Raw genomic sequence first — 24523 nt, forward strand, 5'->3', positions numbered from 1 at the left:
ATTGTTAATTTCATGAAAGCAAATAAAAAAATTTTAACTCGAATTGCAAAGGGGTTAAAATTTTAATTATTCTCTTGTTAATATAACTACAGACATTAAAATCAATATACTTCCAATTACAATCCTAGCTGATATAGACTCCCCTAAAATTAATATTCCTAGTGTTAATGCAACAATAGGTTCAATTGTACTAAAAATTGAAGCCTTAGATGGGCCTATAATTCTGACCCCTTCTAAAAATGCCATTAAAGCAACCACTGTAGATATTAATGCTAATAATAAAATTGCAACCAGTGCATAAAAAGATATATGCATATTAAAATTACTAGTAGAGATTGCTGCAATAAACATGACAACAGCAGATGCGCATGAGATATAGAAGGTTAAAACGTAACTGTTAATAGTCCTAAATTCTTTATGAGATGCGCCTAGCACATATAGTGAATAAAGCACTGCAGCTATGCCTGCCAGTATTATCCCTATTAAATTGAAAGTAGCACTCCTACTATCAATTAAAATAAAAATACCTATTGTGGAAATAATCAAAGATATGATTTTTCTAGGGTATATTTTTTCTTTATAAAACAAATACGAAAATAAAGTAACAATAGCAGGGTATGTATAAAAAATCATGGTTGCCAATCCAATACTTATATAATTATAGGACATAAATAAACTTGTGGACGTAAATGCAAATCCAAACACGCCTATAATTGTAACTAAAAATATTTGATTTTTGGCCAATTTAAGTGATATTCCTTTGGATTTCAAATAATACAAAAGCATAATTGCTGCAAAAAAAAATCTTAAGAATAAGGTGGTATATGTATTAGCACCTCCTCTATATGATAATTTTGCAAGTATTGGCATAATACCAAAAGAAATAGCAGATAAAACAATATATAAAATTCCTTTCGTTTTTTCCATAGTAATCCCCCCATTTTCAAAAAAGATACATATAATCATTTCTAATAGCTTTTAAAGTGTATCATCTTTATATAAAGTTTTCATCATTTAATCATAAATTTTATAATTAATATTGGTAAAATAATTAAAAACCCTAGGTCTGCATGCAGACCTAGGGTTTTTACAAAATTAAACAAAAACCTTTTTTAAGTACTTCTAAGAATAAGCATTATCCCATGTATTTAAAAATACATAATCACTGACAGATTTTTTATCATTATGTTCTTTACTTTCAGCAATTTCTCCAATAGGAGTCATAGCAACCACTTTGTATTTTTGTGGAATGGACAATGTACTTTTAATAATATCTTCATTGATAGCAGCAATCCAACATGTTCCATATCCCTCATTAGTAGCTGATAAAACAAAATGTTCTAGTGCTATGGCACTATCCACTAAATAATACTCTTTGTTTTGTACTTCTCCAGAATCATTAGGATCTGAAACTATAACCGCTGTCATTGGTGCATCTAATATTGACTGAGCTGCAGAATTATCCTTATTAATTATAGACTTTGAAATCTGTTCTAATTTCTTTTTTTCATCAACTAGAATAAACTTGTAAGAAGTATTGTTTTTCCATGAAGGTGACATCATTGCTGCATTAATCATTCTACCTAATTTTTCATTATCTATTGGGGTATTCTTAAATTTTTTAATACTTTGCCTCGTTTTGACTACATCATAAAATTCCATAAAATCACACTCCTTTAATTTTAGTATGTGTAATTTCGAAACAAATAATGTAGTTATTTTTTTATTATATTTTTATAAATTCTTAGATAATTTTCCCAAAACTTTTCTATGGTATATTTTTTCAAAACGATTTTATGTAAATTCTCACCTTTTTGCTTTAAATTATCCACATCAAAATATGCTGCTTTCATAGCATTGTAAATACTTTCATTTGTTTGGTTTTCTATTTTATATCCGCTATTCTCATCCAATATAGACTCTAAATCTCCTACCTCAGTATAGATTGTGGTTTTCTTTACAATTCCTGATTCTAAAACAGTTAACGGTGGTGCTCCGCCCTCACTAAAAGAAGCCAAAACACTAATATTAGAACAATTTATGTAGTCCATAGGATTTGTTACATTTCCAACCATAATAACTTTATTTTCTAGTTTTAAATCCACTATTAATTTTTCTAATTGGAGTCGTAGCTTCCCCTCACCAACTAAAAGCAATTTTACATCATCAAACTGGAGCGTTAATTTGCTAAAGGCTAGTATTACTCCTCTATGGTTCTTTATAGGATGCAATCTTGCAACCATAACATATACAAAATCCTGTTGGTTTAAATTTAAATTATTTCGCATATCTTCTACTGAGGTCGCAATATTAATTTTTTTTATATCTATGCCATTGTTTACAACCGCTTTATTTCCCTTAAATTCTTTTTCTTCTAATAACTTCTTTAAATTATTTGATACACAAATATAATTATTAAAGCTCTTTAACCCTTTAATACTAAGAGGAGTAAAAATATAATATTTTATTTTATTATTAAGAAAATCATATCTGAAATCACTGTGAACTACAGCTACTGTAGGCACCTTTATTTTTCTTTTTAAAAGCAAATGCATTAAAAATGGTTTTGCTCCATGGAAATTTACTATACTTATGGAATTATTGTTTATGAATTCAATAAGCTCCATATTATTAAGCTTTTTTGTAAAAAGTTTATATCTAACATCTATAGTTTTAGCCTTTAAGTAAAGTGGACCTTCTCCCACACAACCAATTATATTTTCAAAATTATCATTACATTTATTGCATATATTTAATACGTGGTTTCCACCGCCGCCATTATCATTGCCAGATATGATATGTAAAACTTTAATGTAGCTCCCCTCCTCATACTCATCTTAATATATATAATCATTTATGCTTATATTTATCCTTTATAACCATTAAAATAAATTTAGGTATAGATGATAATCTTTTAATTCTAAAGGGCTCTTTTGCAACTCTATATAACCATTCCAAGCCTGTATTTATCATCCATTTAGGTGCCCTTTTAAGGTTACCCGCTATAATGTCAAAACTTCCTCCAACCCCCATAAATATACTGCATGGAAGTCTCTCCATATACTTTGCTATGAATAACTCTTGCCTTGGACATCCCATTGCAACAAATAATACCTTAGGACTCACTTTTTCTATTTCCTCTAATAATTCTTCACAGTTGTTTAAATCGAAATATCCATCATGACTACCTAAAACATTTAATTTCCGATATTTTGTTTGCAAATTAATATTACACATATCCACTGTTTCCTTTGTAGAGCCTAACAAATATATCCCCTGGTTTTCTTTTTCACATTTTTTCACTAAACGATCCATGAGCTCTATGCCCGCAATTTTTTCTTTCACAGGTTGCCCTACTATTTTTGAACATATTACGGTGCTAATTCCATCTGGAATAATAATCGATTTTTCACTAGTAAAATTATCTAGTAATACATTATTTTGTAGTCCACTGTTTAGAACCTCTGGATTTCCTGAAACAATATGTACTTTTTCAAAATTATTTATACTCCTCAGCAATGCTTCTATGTTGTCATTAAAAATTTCATATTGAAAAATCATTGTTGCCATAAAACTCCTCCAAATAATCTTCTTTTTTTAGAAACTACAGTATATATAATGAGTACTTGAACTAACTATTTTAGCCAATTATTAATAAGCTCCTTCTTTTTTAAATACAGATAACACTGTTAAAAAGAGGATCTTTATGTCAAATATCACTGAGAAATCTATAATATATTTCAAATCGTAAGAAATAGTTTTTCCCAGTTCAATTTCTCCTCTTCCACTAATCTGTGCAAGCCCAGTAATCCCTGGTAAAACTAAAAATCTTTGACGATAACTTTCTGGATAATAATTAACTACCTCTGGTATTTCAGGTCTCGGACCTACAAGGCTCATTTGTCCAAACAAAACATTAAAAAGTTGTGGAATTTCATCCAAGCTACTACTCCTTAAAAAGTTTCCAAGCTTAGTTATTCTATTGTCTGACTTACTTTGAAATACAAAATTTTCTAGATCATTTGGATCTATATTGAGTTCTCTTTTACTTTCAGCTTGAACTATCATAGTTCTAAATTTATAAATAGTGAAATTCTTGCCATCCTTACCAACTCTAACTTGTTTAAATATAGCTGGCCCTTTAGAATCTAATTTAATAGCAATAATAATAATTAAATATATAGGAGATAATATAATTATGCCAAGCATTGATAATATTATATCCATTAATCTCTTGACAATGAATTGAAGCTTTTTATTCTCAATGTATATTTTCTTGTCTATATTTGTAGTGATACTTTCGTTCATCGTTTATTCCTACTTTCTCCTGAATATTTAAGTGAGATGTTAATTTTTTTACATTTATTTGTACACTAATAATATCATATTTTATTATTTACAACAACTATCATAACAACATGGGTTGCATCAATAATAATCTCATATATTTTTTTATAATGTAGTATGGATTACACAATTCATAAGGGTATATCAAAGTGAGATATACCCTTTTGAATTGTGACTAAACTTTAATGAATGATTTAAAATTTAGTCACATCTTTGTATACTTCCAATAATTTTTTTGAAACACATTCCGGTGAAAACTTAAGCTTTATCTCGGCAGATATCTTCTCCCGATTAAATTTTATGTTATTTTCATACATATATTTCATCGCACTTACTAATGCATCAAAATCATCCACTGGAATCATACGTCCATTCTCTTCATGAATAAATACTTCAGGTCCACCACATTTAGTAGCTATTACAGGAACTCCAGAGGCTAATGCTTCAATATAAGCAACCCCAAAAGTTTCAGAGCGCGAGGCTAGCACAAAACAATCACTACTTTTTAGCTTTTCCTTAATAACTTCCCTAGAACACATACCCATAAGTACAACTCTACTCTCCAAGCTATACTTTTTTATAATACCTTCTAATTTCGATCTCTCCTCACCTTCTCCAAATATTGTAAGTGTCACAAGAGGAAGCTTACGAAAAGCACTATAAAATGATTCAATGGTCAAATCCATTCTTTTTCCATAGTTTAGATTTCCAAAGGATATAAAGTTAAATATCTTGTCTTCTCCTCTTATTGCATAAGTGAATAAGTCAGTATCCACAATATTAGGAACGTAAATTGATTTTATATTAAATTTATCTTTTATGCAATTGACCAGTGCTGGGCTTACTGCAATAAGAGTATCAGCTTGTTCATATGCTAATTTAGCAATGCTTAAAAGTTGTTTCTCTATTATGGGCTTGTTTATAAGGGAAGAGTGCTCAGTTATTATTAGCGGAACATTTACTTGTTGTTTCAGTTTTGCTGCCGCATAACCTAAATCAGTAAAATGTGCATGAAGTATATCTGGCTTTCCTAATTCTTTTAATATAATCTTATAAAGAATACTAAGACCTATACTAGTAACTTTGTGCAAAATCGCTTTGGGCAGTCTGCCTCCAGGAATGTTTATAACATAAACATTAACACCATCTACTTCATGTCGTTCCAACCCCCATTTACGCCACCTTCTTATGGAGCGCATATCAATTGCAGCAAAAACCACTTTTGAGCCAGCTTTGGCTAGTGCCTTAGCCTGGTCAAATTCAAATATACCGTTCATCTTATACTTATTTGTTGGAAATCCCCGTGATATGATCATGATATACATTATATTGTACTCCCCTCATATATTCCTTTAGGGCGGTTATTTAATAAAGCTTCTACAGTAGCTAATAAAAACCAAAAGTAAGTTGTCGCTTTAGGTACAAAAAATAAATTATCAAATAAATTCATAAATAGAAAAGCAACCATAGCTGCCATTACACCCATATAAAATGGTTTATAAAAGTTATCTGTAGTTATACTATACAATTTTTTAACTCTACATAGAGTTATTGTTACTATTCCTAAAAAAGAAGCAATTCCTATTAAACCTAACTCACTTTGCACCTTTAAATATGAATTATGACCTGGGTAATTTTTATATTCTTGATATTTCAATTCTTTATACTTTTTTATATATTCATTATATCTAGTGACATAATTTCCATTACCAACACCCAAAAGGGGATGTTCCTTTATCATCATAATAGCTGTTTTCCAAAGTTTAATTCTTGATTCATCTTGAGATAAATTAGTAACATCTTTAACTCTTTGAAAAACAGAAGGAATGAAAAACATTAAAATACTAAAACCTCCAAGTGCAAAAATCAACTTAATGCTATAAATTAGTGCAAGTACTAATACTCCAAGTCCAAATCCTAAAAATGCATTTCTAGAAAGTGTCATCAATAAATTAGTAAGTAATAATATTGAAAGGAATATGTACATTATTTTTTTATTTTTATTTTTTTCATAAATACTCAACATAATCACGGGAAAAATTATCAATATTAAATAAGCACCATAAGCATTTGGATTAAATAGTGTGGATGCAATCCTTATACCTGTTCCAAAGGCGCTAGGTTTTGTAAACTTTTCAGTAAGTCCAAACCCTGTAAAATGCTGAACAATACCTATGCAACTTAAAACAAAGGAAACAAATATATAACATCTTAATAAGATTTTTATTTGTTTCTTATTGTTGAACTCATATTTTATAATAAAATACATAAAGATATAAGTTATAAACCTAGCACTCTCGCTTAATGCTAGTGTTTTGTCTACTGCATAAATAGTAGATAGAAGCATTATAGCAAGCAGTATTGTCATAAATATGCTTAGTTTATCCAAGAAAAAATTCACAATGCCATTAATAAAATTTTCTCTTCCTTTTTTAGAAACAATTATACCTATTATGTAAACAAAAATCATTAATGCTAAAATTAAATCAGTGAAAAGTACTCCATGAAATATAAATTCTTTTGGAATTAATGGTAATAATATAATATAAACGCATGTTAATGCAAATAGTGTTTTTTTATAAAAATCCACTTTAACTCTCCCATCTCATTTCAAATGATATAAAATTATCTCGATGATTTTGTATTTTTTTGGACTGCTTTATTAGATCTCAAACAGTAAAATACTATTAAACCCTCTAGAAATCCGATTCCATAGCTTAAATGTAATATCAAGAAGGCTACTATCATCCGAGGTGCATACTTAATTTTCCCACCAGAAGCTTTTAAAGAGAATGTAACAGCACCAAATAAATAAGCTATTAGTTCTGTTATAAATAGATATCTAGCTATCTTTGAGAACGGGCTTACTATAGTGCCCAAAATTAAGCTTACAACAAATAGTAATGGAATTAAATGTCTTACTGCTGCTGGCTTTTTATGTTTTTGAATAACTCTAACTTTCCAAAAGCCATACTGGAAATATTGTGTCCAAAGCTTACCAAAAGATCCTCTCGTATAATAGTGAGAAATTATATCTGGAGCTAGAAGTATCTTATTACCGCTCTTAGATATTCTAAAATTCAATTCATCATCTTGATTGCGTACAAGCTCTTCATCAAAATATCCTATTTCATCAAATATACTTCTTCTATAAGCTCCAAAAGCAACAGTGTCAACAAGCTGTTCTTTTTCTGAAAATCTAAATAATGCATTTCCTACGCCAAATGGAGACCCCATAGAAAAAGATATAGCCTCTGCCATACTGTTTTCACTAATATTTATTATTCTTCCACCTACACAAGCAATATCTGAACTTTTTAATTTTTCCACGCAAATTTTGACATAATCACTATCCATATAAGCATGAGCTCCAAAAATTACTATTATCTCCCCCACAGAGGCTTTTATTCCTAAATTCATCGCAGAAGGGGCTACTCTTTTTTCATTTACAACTAATTTTATCTGTGGATATTTAATGTTATATTCTTTTATTATTTTTTGAGTGTTATCATCTGAACATCCATCACAAACCATAACTTCAATATTATCTATATCGTAGCTTTGTTCTATTATAGATTGTATACATTTACCGATATGATTTTCTTCATTTCTGCAAGGAATAACTACAGAGACTTTTACATTCCCTTGATCATCCATTTTATCTCTCCTTATTGCTCTTGTGCTAATTATTATTTACCAAGGCTAAACTCCTAAAGTATAATATTTTTAAGTAAGTTTTTCATTTAAACATTCTTCTTTATTATTTAATTCTACTATTGCAAATATTAACCACATAATTAATGTTCCTGTAATTACACCTTTATGGTCAAATTCATTTCCTGTTAAAACTGAATAAATCATATAAATTATAATTGTAGTAAAAACACCTCTGTTTTCACTATAATTTTCGAAAATAACCTTTATTCGATTTATAATTATAATAAAGAATAAAATAGAACATACTATTCCAAACTCCACTGCAACTTGAAACCACAAATTATGAGCATTTTCCATAGAGTAATTTGCAACTGGTGCATTTATCCTAAAGCTTTCTGGGAAAGCCAAGTATGCATTCATAGCATATTTTCTGTACAATTCTGCAAAAGTTGCTCCGCCTGCACCAAACGGATATTTTATTACAATTATGCAACTTGCAACAATTGCTTGTAATCTTGCCATTATAGATTCATTCTTTAAAATATCCACATTCACTTGCCCTCTTTGAAGTATAAATGTAATAATCCACTTTGATGATATTAAAAAGGCTATTCCAAAGAAATAAAATATTTTCTTGTACTTTTTACTTATTAACATAATAAAAGTCACTATAATAAAACAAAGCCAAGCTCCTCTAGTAAATGTAATGAATAGTGCAATCATATTTATAAATAAGGAACCATATACAAATATTTTTTCTTCTTTAATAAGTTTTCTATATAATACTAATTCTAAAACTATTGGTACAATCAAAAGTATTATTCCAGCACCTATGTTTACATTATGATATCCAAAAGTTATAAGATTTCTATTTCGCATTACATCTCCTAAGCTCATTCTATTTGTAATCACTTGAGTGAATCCATAAAAACAGCTGAAATCTATACTTACTATTAATGCAAAATAAATTTTTTTTACATCTTCACTTTTAAAATTAACTAAAATCACAAACATAAACATAACGGGTACAAAAATAGATATATATGTACTGCTTAAGCTTTTTAATATGTGTTCGGAAAATATATTACTATTAGTTGCAAGCACTACAAAAATTATAATCAAAAATATAAATTTGCTACTGAGAGATTCTTTATTATATAATTTACGTTTAATTAATTTGCCAATATTTTTTATATTTAATATAAACATTATAGCAATATAAATACTTTCGTAGGTTACTTTTATAAACAATACATCAAAATAAACAACCTTTCTTGCCGTAACAAATATTGGAAAAGATACTATAAATAAAAGTATGGATTTTTTCATGTCAATGGATGCATAATATAATTCAAATACTAATAACGCAGTGGCCATTGAAGCCATTCCTGAGTCCTTTATTCCAATTTTCTTAAATAAAAACAAAAAAACTATTATGGAAATCACAATTATGCTACATAAAATCATATAATTCTTTTTTGAAAATTCCTTTATACTTATATGATTTTTCTTTAAAAATTCTTTAATATTCATATTGTTCTCCTTACTACCTAAATTTAGTTAATTAAGCAACTGAAAAAGCGATAAATTATTTCTCTCTAAATTCACTAAAATCAAAAGAGTAATTATCTTTCATAAATCTACAATACTCAGCATAATTCTCATTCAGTTTCTTTATAACAATATCTACTTTTTGATCTCCCTTAATAGCATCATAAAATAACTGTCTTGTTATCTTTTCTTTATAATTTATGAAAGAAGTAGGATCAAATAACTCATTTCTAAAATTAGTATCATTATTATATTCTTTATAAATGTCATTCTCTTGAACTTTTTTATCCATGAAAATTGGAAGTGCCTTTTTACTTGCTAGTATTTGGTTATTTATTTCTCGATCTAAAAATAGTTCATAAACTTTTTTAATAGCAGCCTTATTCTTACCTTCATTTTTTATATCACTATTTACTACGAGACAACTGTAATTCTCTGTATAATAATAATTTTGTGTATCTTTTAAATCTATCTTTGGTAAGTCTGATATACCCATTGAAAAACTAAGTGGCATAACATTGTCAAAATAGTTCTTATCTTCAAAAGTGCTAATTATCATAGCAGCCTTTTGCGATGCAAAATCTCTTCTTAAATTGCCTTTGTTTTTATCAGCAAACTCTTTGTCGAGTAAACCTAATGAATACATCTTACTATAAATATTTAGGATATCCTTTGAGTAATCAAAATTATACTTTCCTGTCTTGTAATCCCAAAAGGTCGTATAAATACTACCTTTATTTACACTCATTTCACCAATGGCTATTTGAAGTTCTCCCATAGTAGTAGCAGGGAATTCAAAGGGGACAACATTTGGGTATGCTTTTTTAATTTTTATACCATAGTCCAACAGCTCTTCAAATGTTTTAGGCTGTGATTCCGGATCGATTCCAGCCCCTTTTAACATTTCCTTATTCCATATTAATTTTACATTATTACCTAATATTTTCACTCCCATTGGTTTTTTCTTATAATATAAAAAATTTTCCTTACCAATTTTGTCAATATCAAGTCCAAACTGCTCCATATTCATTATTCTTTCATATTTATATAAATCAGAATATCCATACTCGAAAATATCAGGTTTATCAGATGTAGCTAAGGCCGTTTTTAATAAGTTATCATAACTTTTACCTTCTACTTTAAGATTTATAAATATATTATCCTTATTTTCATCATTATACCTATCTATCTGGTTTACTCTGGTTTCTACCTCTGTGGAGTCTTTTAACCATACACTGACTATAGTTTTACCTCTATTTTCATCATTTTCTACCATTTTTCTATTGTCTTCAACTAATTTAAATTTATAAGCATATGCCATTCCTAAAAAAACTAATACAATTACTATATAAACTTTAAACTTCAAAGGAAATTTTTTCAAAATTATCATCCTCTTTCTTATTTTAAAATATTGTTAACTATTGTTTCTTTTACAGTACTTTAAAAGATAGAATAAATTCCACATTTTTCCACTTTACTTTCAATTCTATAAACATAGCTATGGAAAATTTTAACCGAGATGGTGCTTGCCAGTGCAAGTCCAACAACTCCAAATCTAGGTCTCGTAATTATTTAATCTTAGAATTATCTTGTAGTATATCTTTATACAAATTGATTAAATTTATTTTTTCAGCTTCCCAAGATAGTGAATTTTCAACTACACATCTGTTATTTGTTCCTATCTGCCTTGTAGTTTCAATATTTTTTACTAACCCGCTAATCTTGTCTGCTATTTCTTTAGGTTTCTTTGGGTCCACAAATATAGCATTTTCCTCAAATGCTTCCACCCAATATGGAAAATCAGACATCAATATTGGTAGTGCGCATGCCATGTATTCATATGCCTTTACTGGCGAACTTTTTATATGATTAAGAGTTGGATAAAGTGTGCAAAGTCCCAAATCCACACTTTTCATGTATGAATAAACTTCTTTAACTGGCTTAAACCCCAAAAATTTTGTATATTGCCAGCCTTCTAATCCTTCACATTCTTTTTTGAATTCAGGATCATCCCATTTACCTAAAATTAACAATTCTACTTCACCATTTAGGTAATTGACTGCTTGTATTATCTCCTTTATACCTCTTATTTCAGTAAGTCCTCCGGCATAAAGCATAGTAAATTTTTCGCGTTTTACTTCTAATCGCTTGCTTTCATCGATTATAGCTATAGACGGTAAATTTCTTAATAGCGTAGTCCGCTTGTTCATGTAAAATTTTCCAACTATATCATTGGTAACTGTTACCACACCATCGAAATATCTACAAGCCCACTTTTCAAAAGCATTAAACAATTTAGAAATTATTTTTCTAAAAAAAAGACTACCAAGCCAATCTTTATTCATAATTTGTGCTGGTACATCTTCATGAACATCATATATTACTTTTTTCCCTGATAATTTTAATTTGAGTCCTAAAATAATCAATTCTGGATCATGAAAATGATATATCTGCGCATTTATTTCTTTTGCTTTTTTTAATGCAATTCTTTTTTTAAATATAAATCTATATAACCGACCACTCTTTTGAGGAAGTGGAATAACATGCACACCATCTATCTCTTCTTCATTATCATGAGGTGCTATTAAATATACCTCATACCCTTCTCTGGCAAGTGTTTTACATTCTTTGTGAAAAATTCTAACATCAGCTGATGGATGAACTGTAGTAATATGACATACTTTTATAGACATAATTAAATCCTCCATAATACTTAAATAAAAAAATATACTATTTACTCAAAAGAATATAATAGTATCTTTAATATTCTTAATTAATTTGTTTCTCTTCAATATATTTTATACTCAATGTTATTTTTTTCTCTTTATTAATAGTAAAAATTTGCTTAATTAATAGTCGAAATAAAGCAACTCTTATTATATAATACATATTTAACATATGCAACTTATATGTATCGCAACTATTGTTAAAAAGTTGAAATTTAATACGTAGAAATACCCCGTAGTGTAGCCTTTTTATTTTGTCTACACTATAGGGTACATTTTAAAGATGCTAACATCTAAATTAAAGTAGCCTACTATAACATACTTTCTTTTATTGATTTTTAAGCAGTTGTTCCTCTGGTACATCTCGAAGCACTTTAGCCGGATTTCCAACTACAATTTTTCCTGCTTGCACGTCTTTTGTAACTACACTACCTGCTGCTACGAAACCATCTTCGTGTATAGTTTTTCCTGGTAGAATAACTGCTCCGGCCCCAATTCTACCACCTTTTTTTATAGTTACCCCTTTAAATTTTCCAAACCTTTCCTTAGAACGGGCAGCATAATTATCATTAGAAGTTGTAACACAAGGCGCAATAAATACATAATCGCCAACTTCTGAATAAGCTGTTAAATACACATTAGTTTGTATCTTGCAATTAGAACCAACCTTGCAATAATTTTCAATAGTTGCTGCCCGACCAATAATTGTTTTAGAGCCTACGGTTACATTTTCTCTTATTACTGCAGTGTCCGCAATAAGTGTTTTTTGTCCAATGACGCATCCACAATATATTATCACCCCGGCACCTATAAGACAGCCCTCACTTATTTTAGCTGGAAGCAATTTTTCCTCATCTTTAAAAATACTGTTGACGGACCTCATAGGTTGTTTACCTATTACCGTATTATCATCTATTCTAACATTATCTCCAATAATAGTCCCTATGTGTATAACTACATTGCTGCCTATAATGCAATTAGCACCTATTGATACTTCATCCTCTATTACTACGAAATGTCCCATTGTTACATCGTTGCCCAATTTGCTTTTTTCTGAAATATAATTCATGAAAATAACCTCATTTCATATAATATAGATAAACTATTTTTTCATTTGCATAGTTGAAAAATCTCCCATTGGGAATTTAACTGGAAGCCCTGTAAGTCTTGATTTATAAGCTGCAAGTATAATAGACATCCCTTTTTTACCTTCTTCTCCATTTATAAGCGGTTGTCTATCCATATTTATAGCATCTATCATGTCTTTATATAGTGGTGTATGACCGAAACCATATACTGAATCTGGATCTCCCTTTTGCTGACTTAATATTTCCTGCTCAGTATCCACATTATCTGCAAACTTCCAAGTTTCTATTGAGTTGACTGCAAGTCCTCCTATACAAACTGTACCTGTTTCACCAAAGATACTTAATGTCTCTTCTAAATTTTTAGGATATACACAAGCGGAACCTTCAACTATACCTATAGCTCCATTTTTAAATCTTATCATTATAGCTCCAAAATCCTCAGCTTCTATATCTCGAAGAAAAGTATCACACTGAGCATAAACAGTGTCTATTTCTCCACCCATCATCCATTGTAACAAATCAATATTGTGAATGCATTGATTCATTAGTGTACCACCATCTAATTGCCATGTGCCTCTCCAAGGAGCTTGCTGATAGTATCCCATATTTCTATTCCAAAGAATTCTAGCTGTACCGTTAACCAATTTTCCAAATCTATTTGCGTCGACTGCAGCTCTTAATTTTTGTATTGGTTCATTAAATCTGTTTTGGTGACTAACACAAAGCTTTACATTATTTTTTCTTGCACACTCAATCATTCTATCTGCATCTTGAGTAGATAGTGCCATTGGTTTTTCTACAAGTACATGTTTACCCTTATTCATGCAATATATAGCTATTTCTGGATGGTATCCACTTTCAGTAGATATAGATACCATATCTATATCAGCATTCTCAAGCATTTCTTTATAATCCGTATAAACTTTTATATCTGAATTTTCCCCTAGTGTTTTTATGTACTCAGCTTTTTTAGCAATAGCATTAGCTTCTACAACATCACAAACTGCAACTAGCTGAATTTCAGATTTATTTTGAGTTATAGCCTCTACATGTTTGTAAGATATTCTTCCACATCCTATTATTGCTACTCTTAATTTTTTCATTTAAATTCCTCCTTGATGATTTCCCTATAATTTTGGCATGCAATATTATAAAATAGTTTACAATGTTTGCATGCCATAATTTTATTTCAATTACTCTTAAAGTTTATTAATTTTTTCTCTATTGTTTACAACATGCTTTGTAGCATTTCTAGTATCATATAATAAACTAGCTTCAGCTACTATTTTTTCATAATCATAAGAGCTATGATCAGTTGTTATTATTACTATATCTGCATTTGCTATTTCATTTTCCCAATTTGCTGTTACATATTCTTTGCCCTTATGAGTAAATTTAGGAATAAATGGATCATCTACTATAATATCAGCACCATTCTTTTCTAATTGCTCAATAACCTTTAGTGTTGGTGATTCTCTCATATCGTCTATATCTTTCTTATATGCCGCACCCATAAGGAGTACTTTTGCTCCGTTTAGTGCTTTTTTCTGACCATTTAAAAGTTTCATAACATTTTCAAGCACGAATTCAGGCATATAATCGTTAATTATACCTGATGCTTCTATTAATTTTGTATGATAATCAAACTCTTTTGCTTTCCATTCTAGGTAGAACGGGTCAAGTGGTATGCAATGTCCTCCAAGTCCTGGACCTGGGTAGAATGGCATAAACCCATAAGGCTTAGTTTTAGCTGCATCTATTACTTCCCAAATATCAATGTTCATTCTTTTACATAAAATAGCCATTTCATTTGCTAATGCTATATTTACATTTCTAAAAGTATTTTCAAGAATCTTTTCCATTTCTGCTACTGCTGGAGAAGACACTTCCATTATATCTCCCTCTAGTACACTTCTATATAACATTCCTGCTACCTCAGTACAGTCTTTTGTACATCCTCCAACTACCTTTGGAGTATTTTTTGTGTTAAATTGTTTATTCCCTGGATCAATTCTCTCTGGAGAGAAAGCTAAGAAAAAGTCTACACCACATTTTAAACCTGATTCTTCAAGTATTGGTTTTAATACTTCTTCAGTAGTTCCTGGGTACGTGGTGCTTTCGAGTACTACCAGCATTCCTCTATGTAAATACTTAGCTACACTTCTAGTTGAATCTACTACGTAAGATAAATCTGGTTGCTTATATAAATCTAGTGGTGTAGGAACTGCGATACACACTGTATCAACATCCTTAACAAAACTAAAATCTGTAGTAGCTTTAAGTTTTCCTGCTTTTACTAATTTAGCTAAATCTGTATCTACAATATCCCCAATATAATTAATTCCTTCATTTATCATTTTAACCTTTTGATCTTGAACATCAAACCCTATTACTTCATACCCTACTTTAGCCTTCTCTACAGCTAGCGGTAATCCCACATAGCCCAGGCCAACTACACCAAGTTTAGCTGTTTTATTTTTTAATTTTAATAATAACTCATCTTTTAATTGAAACATTTTGTTACCTCCTATAACCTTAAAGGTCTAATTTAATACTTTAATTTATATTTTTTTGCGATGTTAGATTTTTTTATAATTGTCCTAGTGTAAAATAATTTTCATAAGGCAAGTTAAATAAAATACTATCACAAAGTGTTAATTTTTTTAGTCCAGCTTTCTTTTATAAGTTGGAACTTTTTCTTCCATTAAAGCAAATACAGCCTCTTTTTCTCTTCCTACTACAGTTTTAAAATCCTCAATAGATTTTTCAATAAAATCTATATCATTTCCAATAGGCTTTTCAACATAAATTTTATTATGAGAAGTGGATGTTAATGCTACCTCATCCATCAGAAGTTCTTCATATAGTTTTTCTCCAGGCCTTAGTCCAACAAATTGAATTTTTATATCTACATCTGGTTCAAGCCCTGAAAGAGTTATTAAATCTCTAGCTAAGTCAACTATTTTTACAGGTTCTCCCATATCTAAAACAAATATTTCTCCACCTTTTGCCATACCTCCAGCCTGAATAACTAATTGTGCAGCTTCAGGTATTGTCATAAAGAATCTATTTATTTCAGGGTGCATTACTGTTACTGGGCCTCCATGAGCTATTTGTTTTTTAAATAATGGTATTACGGAACCATTGCTTCCTAAAACATTACCAAATCTTACAGCTACATACTGCGTATCGCTAATTGTATCAAAAGCTTGAATTATGAGTTCACAAAATCTCTTGGTAGCGCCCATTATGTTTGTAGGATTTACTGCCTTATCTGTACTAATTTGAACAAATCTTTTTACACCAGTCTCATGACTACATTTTACAACGTTATAAGTTCCTATTACATTATTCTTAATAGCTTCTGCTGGGTTATTCTCCATAAGTGGCACATGTTTATGAGCCGCTGCATGAAATACTACATCTGGCTTATAGGTTTCAAAAATTTCTTTTAATCTATCAATATCTCTAACAGATGCAATGATAAACTCTTTATTTAACATAGGAAACTCATAGTTAAGCTCCATTTGTAAGTCGTATGCATTGTTTTCGTAAATATCTAAAACTATTAATTTCTTAGGATTAAACTTAGCGATTTGCCTACATAACTCAGACCCTATAGAACCGCCACCACCTGTAACTAATATTGTTTTTTCTTTAATATATTTGTCAATATCTTCGGTACTTAATTTAACTGGTTCCCTTCCTAAAAGGTCCTCAATATTTACATCACGAAGCTCACTAATGTTTACTTTCTCGTCTACAATTTCATAAATGCCAGGAATTGTTTTTAACTTGCATTTAGTCCTTTTGCAGATGTTTAGTATTTCAGTTTTAGTTTTAAAATCTGCTGAAGGCATGGTAATAATTATTTCCTCAACGGACTCTGCCTTACAAATTGAAATTATCTTATCTCTACCACCTAATACTTTAATACCGTTAATTATTTTATCATTTTTAGATTTATCATCATCAATTAATCCAACAACATAATATTTTAATTCACTATGCTTACTAATCTCTTTTACTAGCATTACGCCTGCATCTCCGGCGCCTACAATAAGGATGTTTATGTTATTATCACACTGTTTATTTTCGCCTTTTTTTTGCTCTGATATTCTATATATAATTCTAATTCCACCTAGGGTAATTACACATAGAAGCCAAAATATAATATGTACAGTAAAAGGAAATCTATAATAGTGACTTTTAAATAAAATATGACTAACTAAATAGCTATAAATTACGAACACTATATTGGCAAGGGTTATTGAATATACTATAGAAAACAATTCTGCTATGGATGCGTATTTCCATATACTTCGATACAATCCAAATATTTTATTAAATCCTATTATTAGAATCAACACTGGAATAATTGAAAGTTTAAAAAATTCAAGGTCTTTTATAGGGATATTAAAATCAAATTTCAAAAGTAAAGTTATATATAACGAAGCCAAAATGCAAATAATATCCACCGCAAAGACCCTTTTATCCGTTTTCATGAAGTTCACATCCTTTATTTAGTTTTAAATCCTTTGCTACTCCCCTTAATCATTCTACCTCATTTCAAAAATTATTCAACATATTTCTTCTCTTTTATTGTTCAGTATCTTTGCATATATTATTATATCCTAAAACCTTGTTTTTGTATAATTTAATGGAGTTTATTAATTATTTATTTATAATTCCGCAAAATGTAGATGTTTAATGTAGTAAAATTTAAAAATAAAGAAGACATAGCAATTAGTAATTACTATGTCTTCTCTATTTTTATTAATTACAAATTTATTATATTAAAAAAATCTCCTATTTCATTAGGCTATTATTTATTATCATTACATTCACTGTAAATTTCTTTAAACATATCGTTGTCCTTGATAGTTAAAAGATAATTCATAAAAGTTTTTTTAAGATCATCCCTTTTAAGTGCATATTCAACAGTAGCTTCCAAAAATCCTTCTTTATCGCCTACATCATATCTTCTACCCTGAAACTTATAAGCATACATATCTTCCTCTTCTATTAAAGTCTTTAATGCATCTGTGAGTTGTATTTCTCCACCCTTTCCAGGCTTTGTATTTTCTAAAATATCAAATATTCTAGGTGTTATAATATATCTTCCAAGTATCGCTATGTTTGATGGTGCTTCGCACGCGTTAGGTTTTTCAATAACATCTTTGACCTTGTAAACCCTATTATCTATTGAGTCTCCGTCTACTATACCATATTTATATACTTCGCTCCCAGGCACTTCTTGAACTCCTAAAACCGAAGTCCCATATTCACTATAGCAATCTATAAGTTGTTTTAGGCAAGGAACATCGCTATCTACTACATCATCACCGAGCATTACAGCAAAAGGTTCATTTCCTACAAAGGTTTTTGCACAACTAATGGCATGGCCTAGCCCCTTAGGTTCCTTTTGGCGTATATAATAAATATTAGCCAAGTTGGATATATCCTGGACCATTTTTAAGACATCTTCTTTACCATTTTGTTGCAATTGATATTCAAGTTCAATGGATTTGTCAAAATGATCTTCAATTGCTCTTTTATTTCTTCCTGTTATAATTAATATTTCCTCAATTCCAGAGGCAACTGCTTCCTCAATAATATACTGTATTGTTGGCTTATCAACAATTGGTAACATTTCTTTAGGTTGCGCCTTTGTAGCTGGTAAAAACCTTGTGCCAAGTCCTGCTGCAGGTATAATAGCTTTTTTAACTCTCATAGTTCTTCTCCCCTCAAATAAAATACTTATAGATTACACCCTTTATTAAAACTTTTTAAAAAAATTTAAAAAAGAAAATTTTCTTTTTTCAGCTTTTATTTCTAACAATTCCATGGTGGGTTTATTATTAATAATATTAGTTTGATTTTGAGAAATCCAGTTGTACATGGGTTCATTTTTATCTTTTATTATATCAAAAGCCGTTTTTATCCTAGTTTTTCTACTTGTGATATTATGTCCATCACTGCCCAAAATATGTACCATATTCTTTTTTACAAATTGCTGGGCGGTGTTTTTTACTTCTTTTCCATAATCGCCTAATAAACTAGCAGAATTCACTTGCATTAATACCCCTTGTTTAATTAAATTAATACTTAAATCATGATTTTCCATAATTTTAATATTACGCTCTGGATGAGCTAGTATAGGTTTAACCCCCAGTAACATTAATTCATAAAACACATCTTCTGTGTACCTAGGAAATTGACCCATTGGAAGCTCAATAAGTAAATATTCTGAGCCATTAATTCCCCAAATCCTCTTTTCTTTATATAGTTTTGGTAAATTGGGGTGCATATAAACCTCTAGTCCAGATAAAATCTGAATTTTAAGATTTGTTTCACTAGATGCTAAAACTAGGCTATCAAATTTTGCTATATATTTTTCTCTAGTAATTTCATATTCTTCAGGTATAAAATGAGGAGTAGCACAAATGTACTCTACCCCTTCACTTTCTGCAATTTTTAACATTTCAAGAGACATATCTAAACTTTTTGCTCCATCATCAACTCCATGAATTATATGACTATGAAAATCTATCATATATTTACACCTTCTAAAACCTTATTTTTCTTTATCATAATACCCTTCATAATATTTTCCATAATATCCACTTACAGTTTCAGGTACTTTATTAAATACTATACCTAAAATCTTTCCGCCAACCTTATCTATCAATTCTTTTGCATCTACCAACGCATCCTTTTGAGCTTCACCGTATGAAGCTACAAAAATCACACCATCTGTTATTGTAGCTAAAATTTGAGCATCTGTCACTGCAAGTACTGGTGGTGCATCAATAAGAACTAAATCATATTCACTTTTTAGAATTTCAATAAAATTCTTCATTTTCTGAGTTCCTAATAACTCTGCTGGGTTTGGAGGTATTGGCCCACTAGTTAATATAAAAAGATTATTAACATCTGTTTTAACAATACATTCTTCCTTTTTAACATCTTGAACTAATATGTTTGTCAGTCCAACTGAATTGGTAATTCCCATTTTCTTATGTATTGATGGTTTTCTAAAATCACAATCTACAAGAATAACTTTTTTTCCACTTTCAGCCATAGTTATAGCTAAATTTGACAAAACAGTACTTTTTCCTTCTCCCGCACCTGATGAAGTAACTACTATAGATTTAAACTCTTTATCTAAAGAAGAGAATTGAATATTAGTTCTTAATGTTCTAAAAGCTTCTGCTGATCTAGATTTTGGATTTTTTAATGTTATCATTTTTTTTAACATATTCTCACTCTCCTATTTTTTTTCTTCAATAAAAGGAATTATTCCAATAACTGGTAATCCAGTTAGTTTCTCTATATCCTCTTGACTTTTTACAGTGTTATCTAAGTATTCTAATAAAAAGGCTATACCTAAAGAAATCATAAGTCCAATGAAAAATGCGATTGCTATATTTAGCTTTGGATTTGGACTATCTGGGGCCGTAGGTTGTAGTGCATCATCTAAAAGTTGCACGTTATCTGATTTTTTCACATCATTACTGATAAACTTTAATGACTTAGCTAACTGATTAGCAATGTCCATTGCCTCTTTGGGATCCTTAGACTTAACAGTTATAGTTAAAAACTCTGTATCTCCTTTTGGTTCTACTGTTACCATGCTTTGAAGTTCACCAGGGTCCATTTTTAATTTAAGTGCTGTAATAACATGGTCTGAAACCCTTCTGGACTTTGCAAATTCACTATATGTTTTAACTAGTTTTTGATACATAAGCACAGCATCCATGTTAGTCTGAGGTACCTCAGTTTTATTTTCTATTTTTCCAATTATTACTGATATATCAGCTTTGTAAGTAGGTTTAATAACAAAATAACTTAATACTCCGCTAAGTACCGTTGCTCCTAGTGTAATTAAAATCACCAGTAGTATCCTTTTTTTTATTATCGTAAAGTATTCCATCAATTCCATTATTTAGCCTCCGTCAATAGTTTTTCGAGTTCTATTACAATTTCATCTTTTGGATCAATTTTTTTAGCCATATCTAAATGTATTCTAGCTGCATCTAAGTTTTTAATATTTATATAACACATAACAAGATTTGTACATACCTCTATAGACTTTGTAACTTCAAATGCATTCCTAAAGTATTGGATAGCCCTCTTGTAATTTTCAAGAAGAGCATAATTAATACCAAACTCTATTATTACCTCTATTAAATTCTTGTCAATTGCTGCTGCTTCATTTAAATAGTATATAGCCTTCTCGTAATTTTGCAAAAGTCTATAAGCTACAGCGCTATGGTAATATATATCTGGGCTATCCCCTAACTGTTCCATTAGTGGAATCAAGATTTGGAGTGCAGCCTTAGGACTTGTAGCTACTAGCTCTTTGCCCTTTTGAAAACTTGTTATAGTTTCCAAAGTGTTTTTTAGGTCTATAACATCTGATGTTTGTTCTCCACCATTAATAGCATAATTACTTAAAGCTATTAAAGCCATTTCATGTTCCATTTCACTATTAAAAACTAATGCCTCATATAGATATGGCTTACTGTAATCAGTAATTTTTTTAGCCTTTTCTATAAGTTTCACTTCTTCATCTTTGAACATAATATTAGTGACTCTTAATTTGTCCACCAGCAGAAAAATCTTATCATAATTCTCGCTATTCTCTTCTATTGTTAATAATCCTTTTAAAATAATATATGCTTCCTCATAATTTTCATTTTGAATTTCTTTGAAAATTACACCCTTTATGAACCCAATTGAATTTGGAATAGCCTTTATTATTTCTTTATACTCTTTGGTATACTTGAAAAATTCATCGGCTCCTAAAACATAAATCATTCCTTCTATAAATAGATTAACTGGTATATTATCAAAATCTTCTTTTTTCTTTACCTTTTGGATTATTTCATTAGTTCTCACTGGAAAATATATGTCATCCAATATAACAAAATCATTAATTTTACTGTTCTTCTTTATTTCCAGAAAAAGAATAGCTGATAGTTTTTCTGAAAAGTATGCTTTAATGTCCATGTTTACACCTTCCTACTAATCTTAAATATTTATGGTACAACTACTGTTAATGATAATATATTGATGGTAATTTGTAAACCACATAAAATCATAGTAATGGATATTATAGTTTTATGTAAATTTAGAAACTTTAGTTTATGCTTGCTTCGTCAACTATTGACATAACATTTTCTTTTAGCCTAATTATTTTTTCAGATGTATCCTCTAAGCTGTTCCCTTTAACAGATAAATAAATTTTCATCTTTGGTTCAGTCCCAGAAGGTCTAACTACAACCCAAGAACCATCTTCCAAAACAAACTTTAATACATTTGATTTCGGTAGTTTAATTGTTTTTTCAGTACACTCTATTAAATTCATTTCTAAACCAGCTCTATAATCCATTTTTTTTATAATTTTATTATTTCCTATTGAAGCCTTCATTGAATGCCTCAAATACTCTAAAATATTACCTATTTTTTCTGCGCCATCTATTCCCTTTAGTTCTATTGAAACTAAACTTTCCTCGTAATATCCATGTTTCTTATAAAGATCAGTCAATGCATCATATAAACTCATGCCTTTATTTTTATAATAAAGTGTCATTTCACAAATTAGTGTTGCCGCTATAACTGCATCTTTATCCCGAACAAAATTACCGGCTAAATAGCCAAAGCTTTCTTCAAAACCCAATATAAATTCTTTTTCACTTTTTACTTCGAACTCTTTTATTTTTTCGCCAATATATTTAAATCCAGTTAACACATCTAATACTTCAACATTATATTTCAGTGCAATACCATCTACCATATTAGATGTAACAATAGTTTTTATTACCACACCATTCTTAGGCAATTTATTAGTTTCACACAAGGAATTTAAAATATAATTACACAATAATACCCCTGTCTGATTTCCTGTAAGAACCTTATACTTACCAAGTTTATCCTTAACTACTACACCAATACGGTCACAATCAGGGTCTGTTCCAAAAATAATGTCTGGATTAATTTCTTCCGCCATTTTAAGAGCCAATTCAAATACCTTTGGATCTTCTGGATTAGGATATGCTGCTGTTGGGAAATTACCATCTGGCATTTCTTGCTCCTTTACAACCGACACATTATCATAACCAAGTTCACTTAAAACTCTTCTAACAGGAACATTTCCAGAACCATGAATGGGCGTATATATTACTTTTAAATCCTTAGCATATTTAATAACCAGGTCTTCTCTCAGTGTTAAGTTTTTAACCCTATCAATGTATGATAAATAAATATCTTCTCCAATAATTTTTAGTAATCCATTAGTTTTTGCTATATTAACTTCTATAGTTTTCACTTGTGAAAAATCATTTACTTTCCCTGCACATGTTATAATTTCTTTAGCCGCCTCATCAGTAACTTGTCCACCATCTTCTCCATAAACCTTGTACCCATTATATTCTTTAGGATTATGTGATGCAGTAATAACAATACCCGCTTTACTTTTAAGTTCTCGAACCGCATAAGATAAAATTGGAGTTGGTGTTAATTTTTCAAATAAATTAACGTAAATACCATTTCCGCAAAGAGTTTTTGCAGCAGCTCCTGCAAATTCTTTTGACATATTTCTTGAATCATAGGCAATGCAAACTGATATATTTCCCGTGTATTTCGAATTTAAATAATCAGCTAAACCCTGAGTAGCTTTACCTATGGTGTGTATATTCATCCGGTTTGTTCCTGCTCCCATTACTCCTCTAAGTCCACCTGTCCCAAACTCTAAGTCTTTATAAAATCTATCTTCAATTTCTTTTTCATTAATTAACTGTTCTAACTCTTTCTTTAATTTAAAATCTATCAAATTAGAGTTAATCCAACTTTTATACTTTTCTTTGTAATTCATATATTTTCCTCCTTACATTCATCTGCCATAGAAATTATCAACTAAACTCTTTCCCATCACCAACCCACTCTCTTTAGTCTATCACATTATACTATCAATCCATTATAAATAAAAGGAACATTAAGTGTCTTTATTATAAACTATTCTCTTTATAATTTATTTAGCAATTTATTTAACAATTTGAAATTATTATTGCATTTGCATATCTAATCCTCTATAATTATAAATTGGCCCAATGAATTTACTAGCAATAACTATTTTAAAAATTAGGAATA

At 29.7% G+C, this 24523-nt stretch carries 21 protein-coding genes; all 21 read right to left on the reverse strand.

What is annotated here, in order from left to right:
• Positions 1–66: 66 nt before the first annotated feature.
• The gene (locus KPL51_RS15645) at positions 67–927 is read right to left on the reverse strand and encodes a DMT family transporter (protein WP_216163420.1); all 861 of its coding nucleotides are present in this window, start codon (positions 925–927) and stop codon (positions 67–69) included.
• Positions 928–1122: 195 nt separating this feature from the next.
• Entirely contained in the window at positions 1123–1662 is a 540-nt protein-coding gene (locus tag KPL51_RS15650; RefSeq protein ID WP_216163422.1) for a nitroreductase family protein, read from the reverse strand.
• Between the two features lie 53 nt (positions 1663–1715).
• Positions 1716–2813, reverse strand: a complete 1098-nt coding sequence (locus tag KPL51_RS24340) for a glycosyltransferase (protein WP_376770096.1) — start codon at positions 2811–2813, stop codon at positions 1716–1718.
• 37 nt (positions 2814–2850) lie between these two features.
• The gene (locus KPL51_RS15660; protein WP_216163427.1) at positions 2851–3570 is read right to left on the reverse strand and encodes a WecB/TagA/CpsF family glycosyltransferase; all 720 of its coding nucleotides are present in this window, start codon (positions 3568–3570) and stop codon (positions 2851–2853) included.
• An 81-nt stretch (positions 3571–3651) separates the two neighbouring features.
• Positions 3652–4308 (reverse strand): sugar transferase, encoded by a 657-nt coding sequence (locus KPL51_RS15665; RefSeq protein ID WP_216163429.1) that lies wholly within the window; start codon positions 4306–4308, stop codon positions 3652–3654.
• Positions 4309–4541: 233 nt separating this feature from the next.
• Complete coding sequence (locus tag KPL51_RS15670) at positions 4542–5672, reverse strand: glycosyltransferase (RefSeq protein ID WP_216163431.1); 1131 nt, start codon at positions 5670–5672, stop codon at positions 4542–4544.
• On the reverse strand, positions 5672–6937 hold the full coding sequence (locus tag KPL51_RS24345) for an O-antigen ligase family protein (protein ID WP_216163433.1): 1266 nt from the start codon (positions 6935–6937) through the stop codon (positions 5672–5674). Before KPL51_RS24345 ends, KPL51_RS15670 begins: the two co-directional genes overlap by 1 nt.
• A gap of 35 nt (positions 6938–6972) precedes the next feature.
• Entirely contained in the window at positions 6973–8004 is a 1032-nt protein-coding gene (locus KPL51_RS15680) for a glycosyltransferase family 2 protein (RefSeq protein WP_216163435.1), read from the reverse strand.
• A 69-nt stretch (positions 8005–8073) separates the two neighbouring features.
• Complete coding sequence (locus tag KPL51_RS15685) at positions 8074–9537, reverse strand: O-antigen ligase family protein (protein ID WP_216163436.1); 1464 nt, start codon at positions 9535–9537, stop codon at positions 8074–8076.
• Between the two features lie 55 nt (positions 9538–9592).
• Complete coding sequence (locus KPL51_RS15690) at positions 9593–10936, reverse strand: ABC transporter substrate-binding protein (RefSeq protein WP_216163438.1); 1344 nt, start codon at positions 10934–10936, stop codon at positions 9593–9595.
• Positions 10937–11123: 187 nt separating this feature from the next.
• The gene (locus KPL51_RS15695) at positions 11124–12248 is read right to left on the reverse strand and encodes a glycosyltransferase family 4 protein (RefSeq protein ID WP_216163440.1); all 1125 of its coding nucleotides are present in this window, start codon (positions 12246–12248) and stop codon (positions 11124–11126) included.
• Positions 12249–12609: 361 nt separating this feature from the next.
• Positions 12610–13350 carry an acyltransferase gene (locus KPL51_RS15700; protein ID WP_216163442.1) on the reverse strand — a complete coding sequence of 247 codons (741 nt, stop codon included), beginning with the start codon at positions 13348–13350 and terminating at the stop codon, positions 12610–12612.
• A gap of 33 nt (positions 13351–13383) precedes the next feature.
• Entirely contained in the window at positions 13384–14472 is a 1089-nt protein-coding gene (locus KPL51_RS15705; protein WP_216163444.1) for a Gfo/Idh/MocA family protein, read from the reverse strand.
• A 96-nt stretch (positions 14473–14568) separates the two neighbouring features.
• On the reverse strand, positions 14569–15885 hold the full coding sequence (locus tag KPL51_RS15710; protein WP_216163446.1) for a nucleotide sugar dehydrogenase: 1317 nt from the start codon (positions 15883–15885) through the stop codon (positions 14569–14571).
• Positions 15886–16032: 147 nt separating this feature from the next.
• Positions 16033–17874, reverse strand: a complete 1842-nt coding sequence (locus KPL51_RS15715; RefSeq protein WP_216163448.1) for a polysaccharide biosynthesis protein — start codon at positions 17872–17874, stop codon at positions 16033–16035.
• 320 nt (positions 17875–18194) lie between these two features.
• Complete coding sequence (galU, locus tag KPL51_RS15720) at positions 18195–19103, reverse strand: UTP--glucose-1-phosphate uridylyltransferase GalU (protein WP_216163450.1); 909 nt, start codon at positions 19101–19103, stop codon at positions 18195–18197.
• Positions 19104–19148: 45 nt separating this feature from the next.
• Complete coding sequence (locus tag KPL51_RS15725; protein WP_216163452.1) at positions 19149–19925, reverse strand: tyrosine-protein phosphatase; 777 nt, start codon at positions 19923–19925, stop codon at positions 19149–19151.
• 21 nt (positions 19926–19946) lie between these two features.
• Positions 19947–20630, reverse strand: a complete 684-nt coding sequence (locus tag KPL51_RS15730; RefSeq protein WP_216163454.1) for a CpsD/CapB family tyrosine-protein kinase — start codon at positions 20628–20630, stop codon at positions 19947–19949.
• A gap of 12 nt (positions 20631–20642) precedes the next feature.
• The gene (locus KPL51_RS15735) at positions 20643–21314 is read right to left on the reverse strand and encodes a YveK family protein (RefSeq protein ID WP_216163456.1); all 672 of its coding nucleotides are present in this window, start codon (positions 21312–21314) and stop codon (positions 20643–20645) included.
• Complete coding sequence (locus tag KPL51_RS15740; protein WP_216163458.1) at positions 21314–22384, reverse strand: tetratricopeptide repeat protein; 1071 nt, start codon at positions 22382–22384, stop codon at positions 21314–21316. The genes KPL51_RS15735 and KPL51_RS15740 overlap by 1 nt, the downstream gene beginning before the upstream one ends.
• A 130-nt stretch (positions 22385–22514) precedes the next feature.
• Positions 22515–24248 (reverse strand): phospho-sugar mutase, encoded by a 1734-nt coding sequence (locus KPL51_RS15745; protein WP_216163460.1) that lies wholly within the window; start codon positions 24246–24248, stop codon positions 22515–22517.
• Positions 24249–24523: the final 275 nt, after the last annotated feature.

Origin of the sequence: Clostridium bowmanii (assembly GCF_018861315.1) — a bacterium.
GTDB lineage: Bacteria > Bacillota > Clostridia > Clostridiales > Clostridiaceae > Clostridium_AD > Clostridium_AD bowmanii.

What these genes read in the sequence shown, in the direction of transcription:
- KPL51_RS15740 (WP_216163458.1), bottom strand. Translation starts at nt 22,384, where the DNA reads ATGGACATTAAAGCATACTTTTCAGAAAAACTATCAGCTATTCTTTTT.
- KPL51_RS15725 (WP_216163452.1), bottom strand. Translation starts at nt 19,925, where the DNA reads ATGATAGATTTTCATAGTCATATAATTCATGGAGTTGATGATGGAGCA.
- KPL51_RS15685 (WP_216163436.1), bottom strand. Translation starts at nt 9,537, where the DNA reads ATGAATATTAAAGAATTTTTAAAGAAAAATCATATAAGTATAAAGGAA.
- KPL51_RS15710 (WP_216163446.1), bottom strand. Translation starts at nt 15,885, where the DNA reads ATGTTTCAATTAAAAGATGAGTTATTATTAAAATTAAAAAATAAAACA.
- galU (WP_216163450.1), bottom strand. Translation starts at nt 19,103, where the DNA reads ATGAGAGTTAAAAAAGCTATTATACCTGCAGCAGGACTTGGCACAAGG.
- KPL51_RS15730 (WP_216163454.1), bottom strand. Translation starts at nt 20,630, where the DNA reads ATGTTAAAAAAAATGATAACATTAAAAAATCCAAAATCTAGATCAGCA.
- KPL51_RS15700 (WP_216163442.1), bottom strand. Translation starts at nt 13,350, where the DNA reads ATGAATTATATTTCAGAAAAAAGCAAATTGGGCAACGATGTAACAATG.
- KPL51_RS15650 (WP_216163422.1), bottom strand. Translation starts at nt 1,662, where the DNA reads ATGGAATTTTATGATGTAGTCAAAACGAGGCAAAGTATTAAAAAATTT.
- KPL51_RS15665 (WP_216163429.1), bottom strand. Translation starts at nt 4,308, where the DNA reads ATGAACGAAAGTATCACTACAAATATAGACAAGAAAATATACATTGAG.
- KPL51_RS15680 (WP_216163435.1), bottom strand. Translation starts at nt 8,004, where the DNA reads ATGGATGATCAAGGGAATGTAAAAGTCTCTGTAGTTATTCCTTGCAGA.
- KPL51_RS15660 (WP_216163427.1), bottom strand. Translation starts at nt 3,570, where the DNA reads ATGGCAACAATGATTTTTCAATATGAAATTTTTAATGACAACATAGAA.
- KPL51_RS15705 (WP_216163444.1), bottom strand. Translation starts at nt 14,472, where the DNA reads ATGAAAAAATTAAGAGTAGCAATAATAGGATGTGGAAGAATATCTTAC.
- KPL51_RS15745 (WP_216163460.1), bottom strand. Translation starts at nt 24,248, where the DNA reads ATGAATTACAAAGAAAAGTATAAAAGTTGGATTAACTCTAATTTGATA.
- KPL51_RS15695 (WP_216163440.1), bottom strand. Translation starts at nt 12,248, where the DNA reads ATGTCTATAAAAGTATGTCATATTACTACAGTTCATCCATCAGCTGAT.
- KPL51_RS15670 (WP_216163431.1), bottom strand. Translation starts at nt 5,672, where the DNA reads ATGTATATCATGATCATATCACGGGGATTTCCAACAAATAAGTATAAG.
- KPL51_RS15715 (WP_216163448.1), bottom strand. Translation starts at nt 17,874, where the DNA reads ATGAAAACGGATAAAAGGGTCTTTGCGGTGGATATTATTTGCATTTTG.
- KPL51_RS15645 (WP_216163420.1), bottom strand. Translation starts at nt 927, where the DNA reads ATGGAAAAAACGAAAGGAATTTTATATATTGTTTTATCTGCTATTTCT.
- KPL51_RS15735 (WP_216163456.1), bottom strand. Translation starts at nt 21,314, where the DNA reads ATGGAATTGATGGAATACTTTACGATAATAAAAAAAAGGATACTACTG.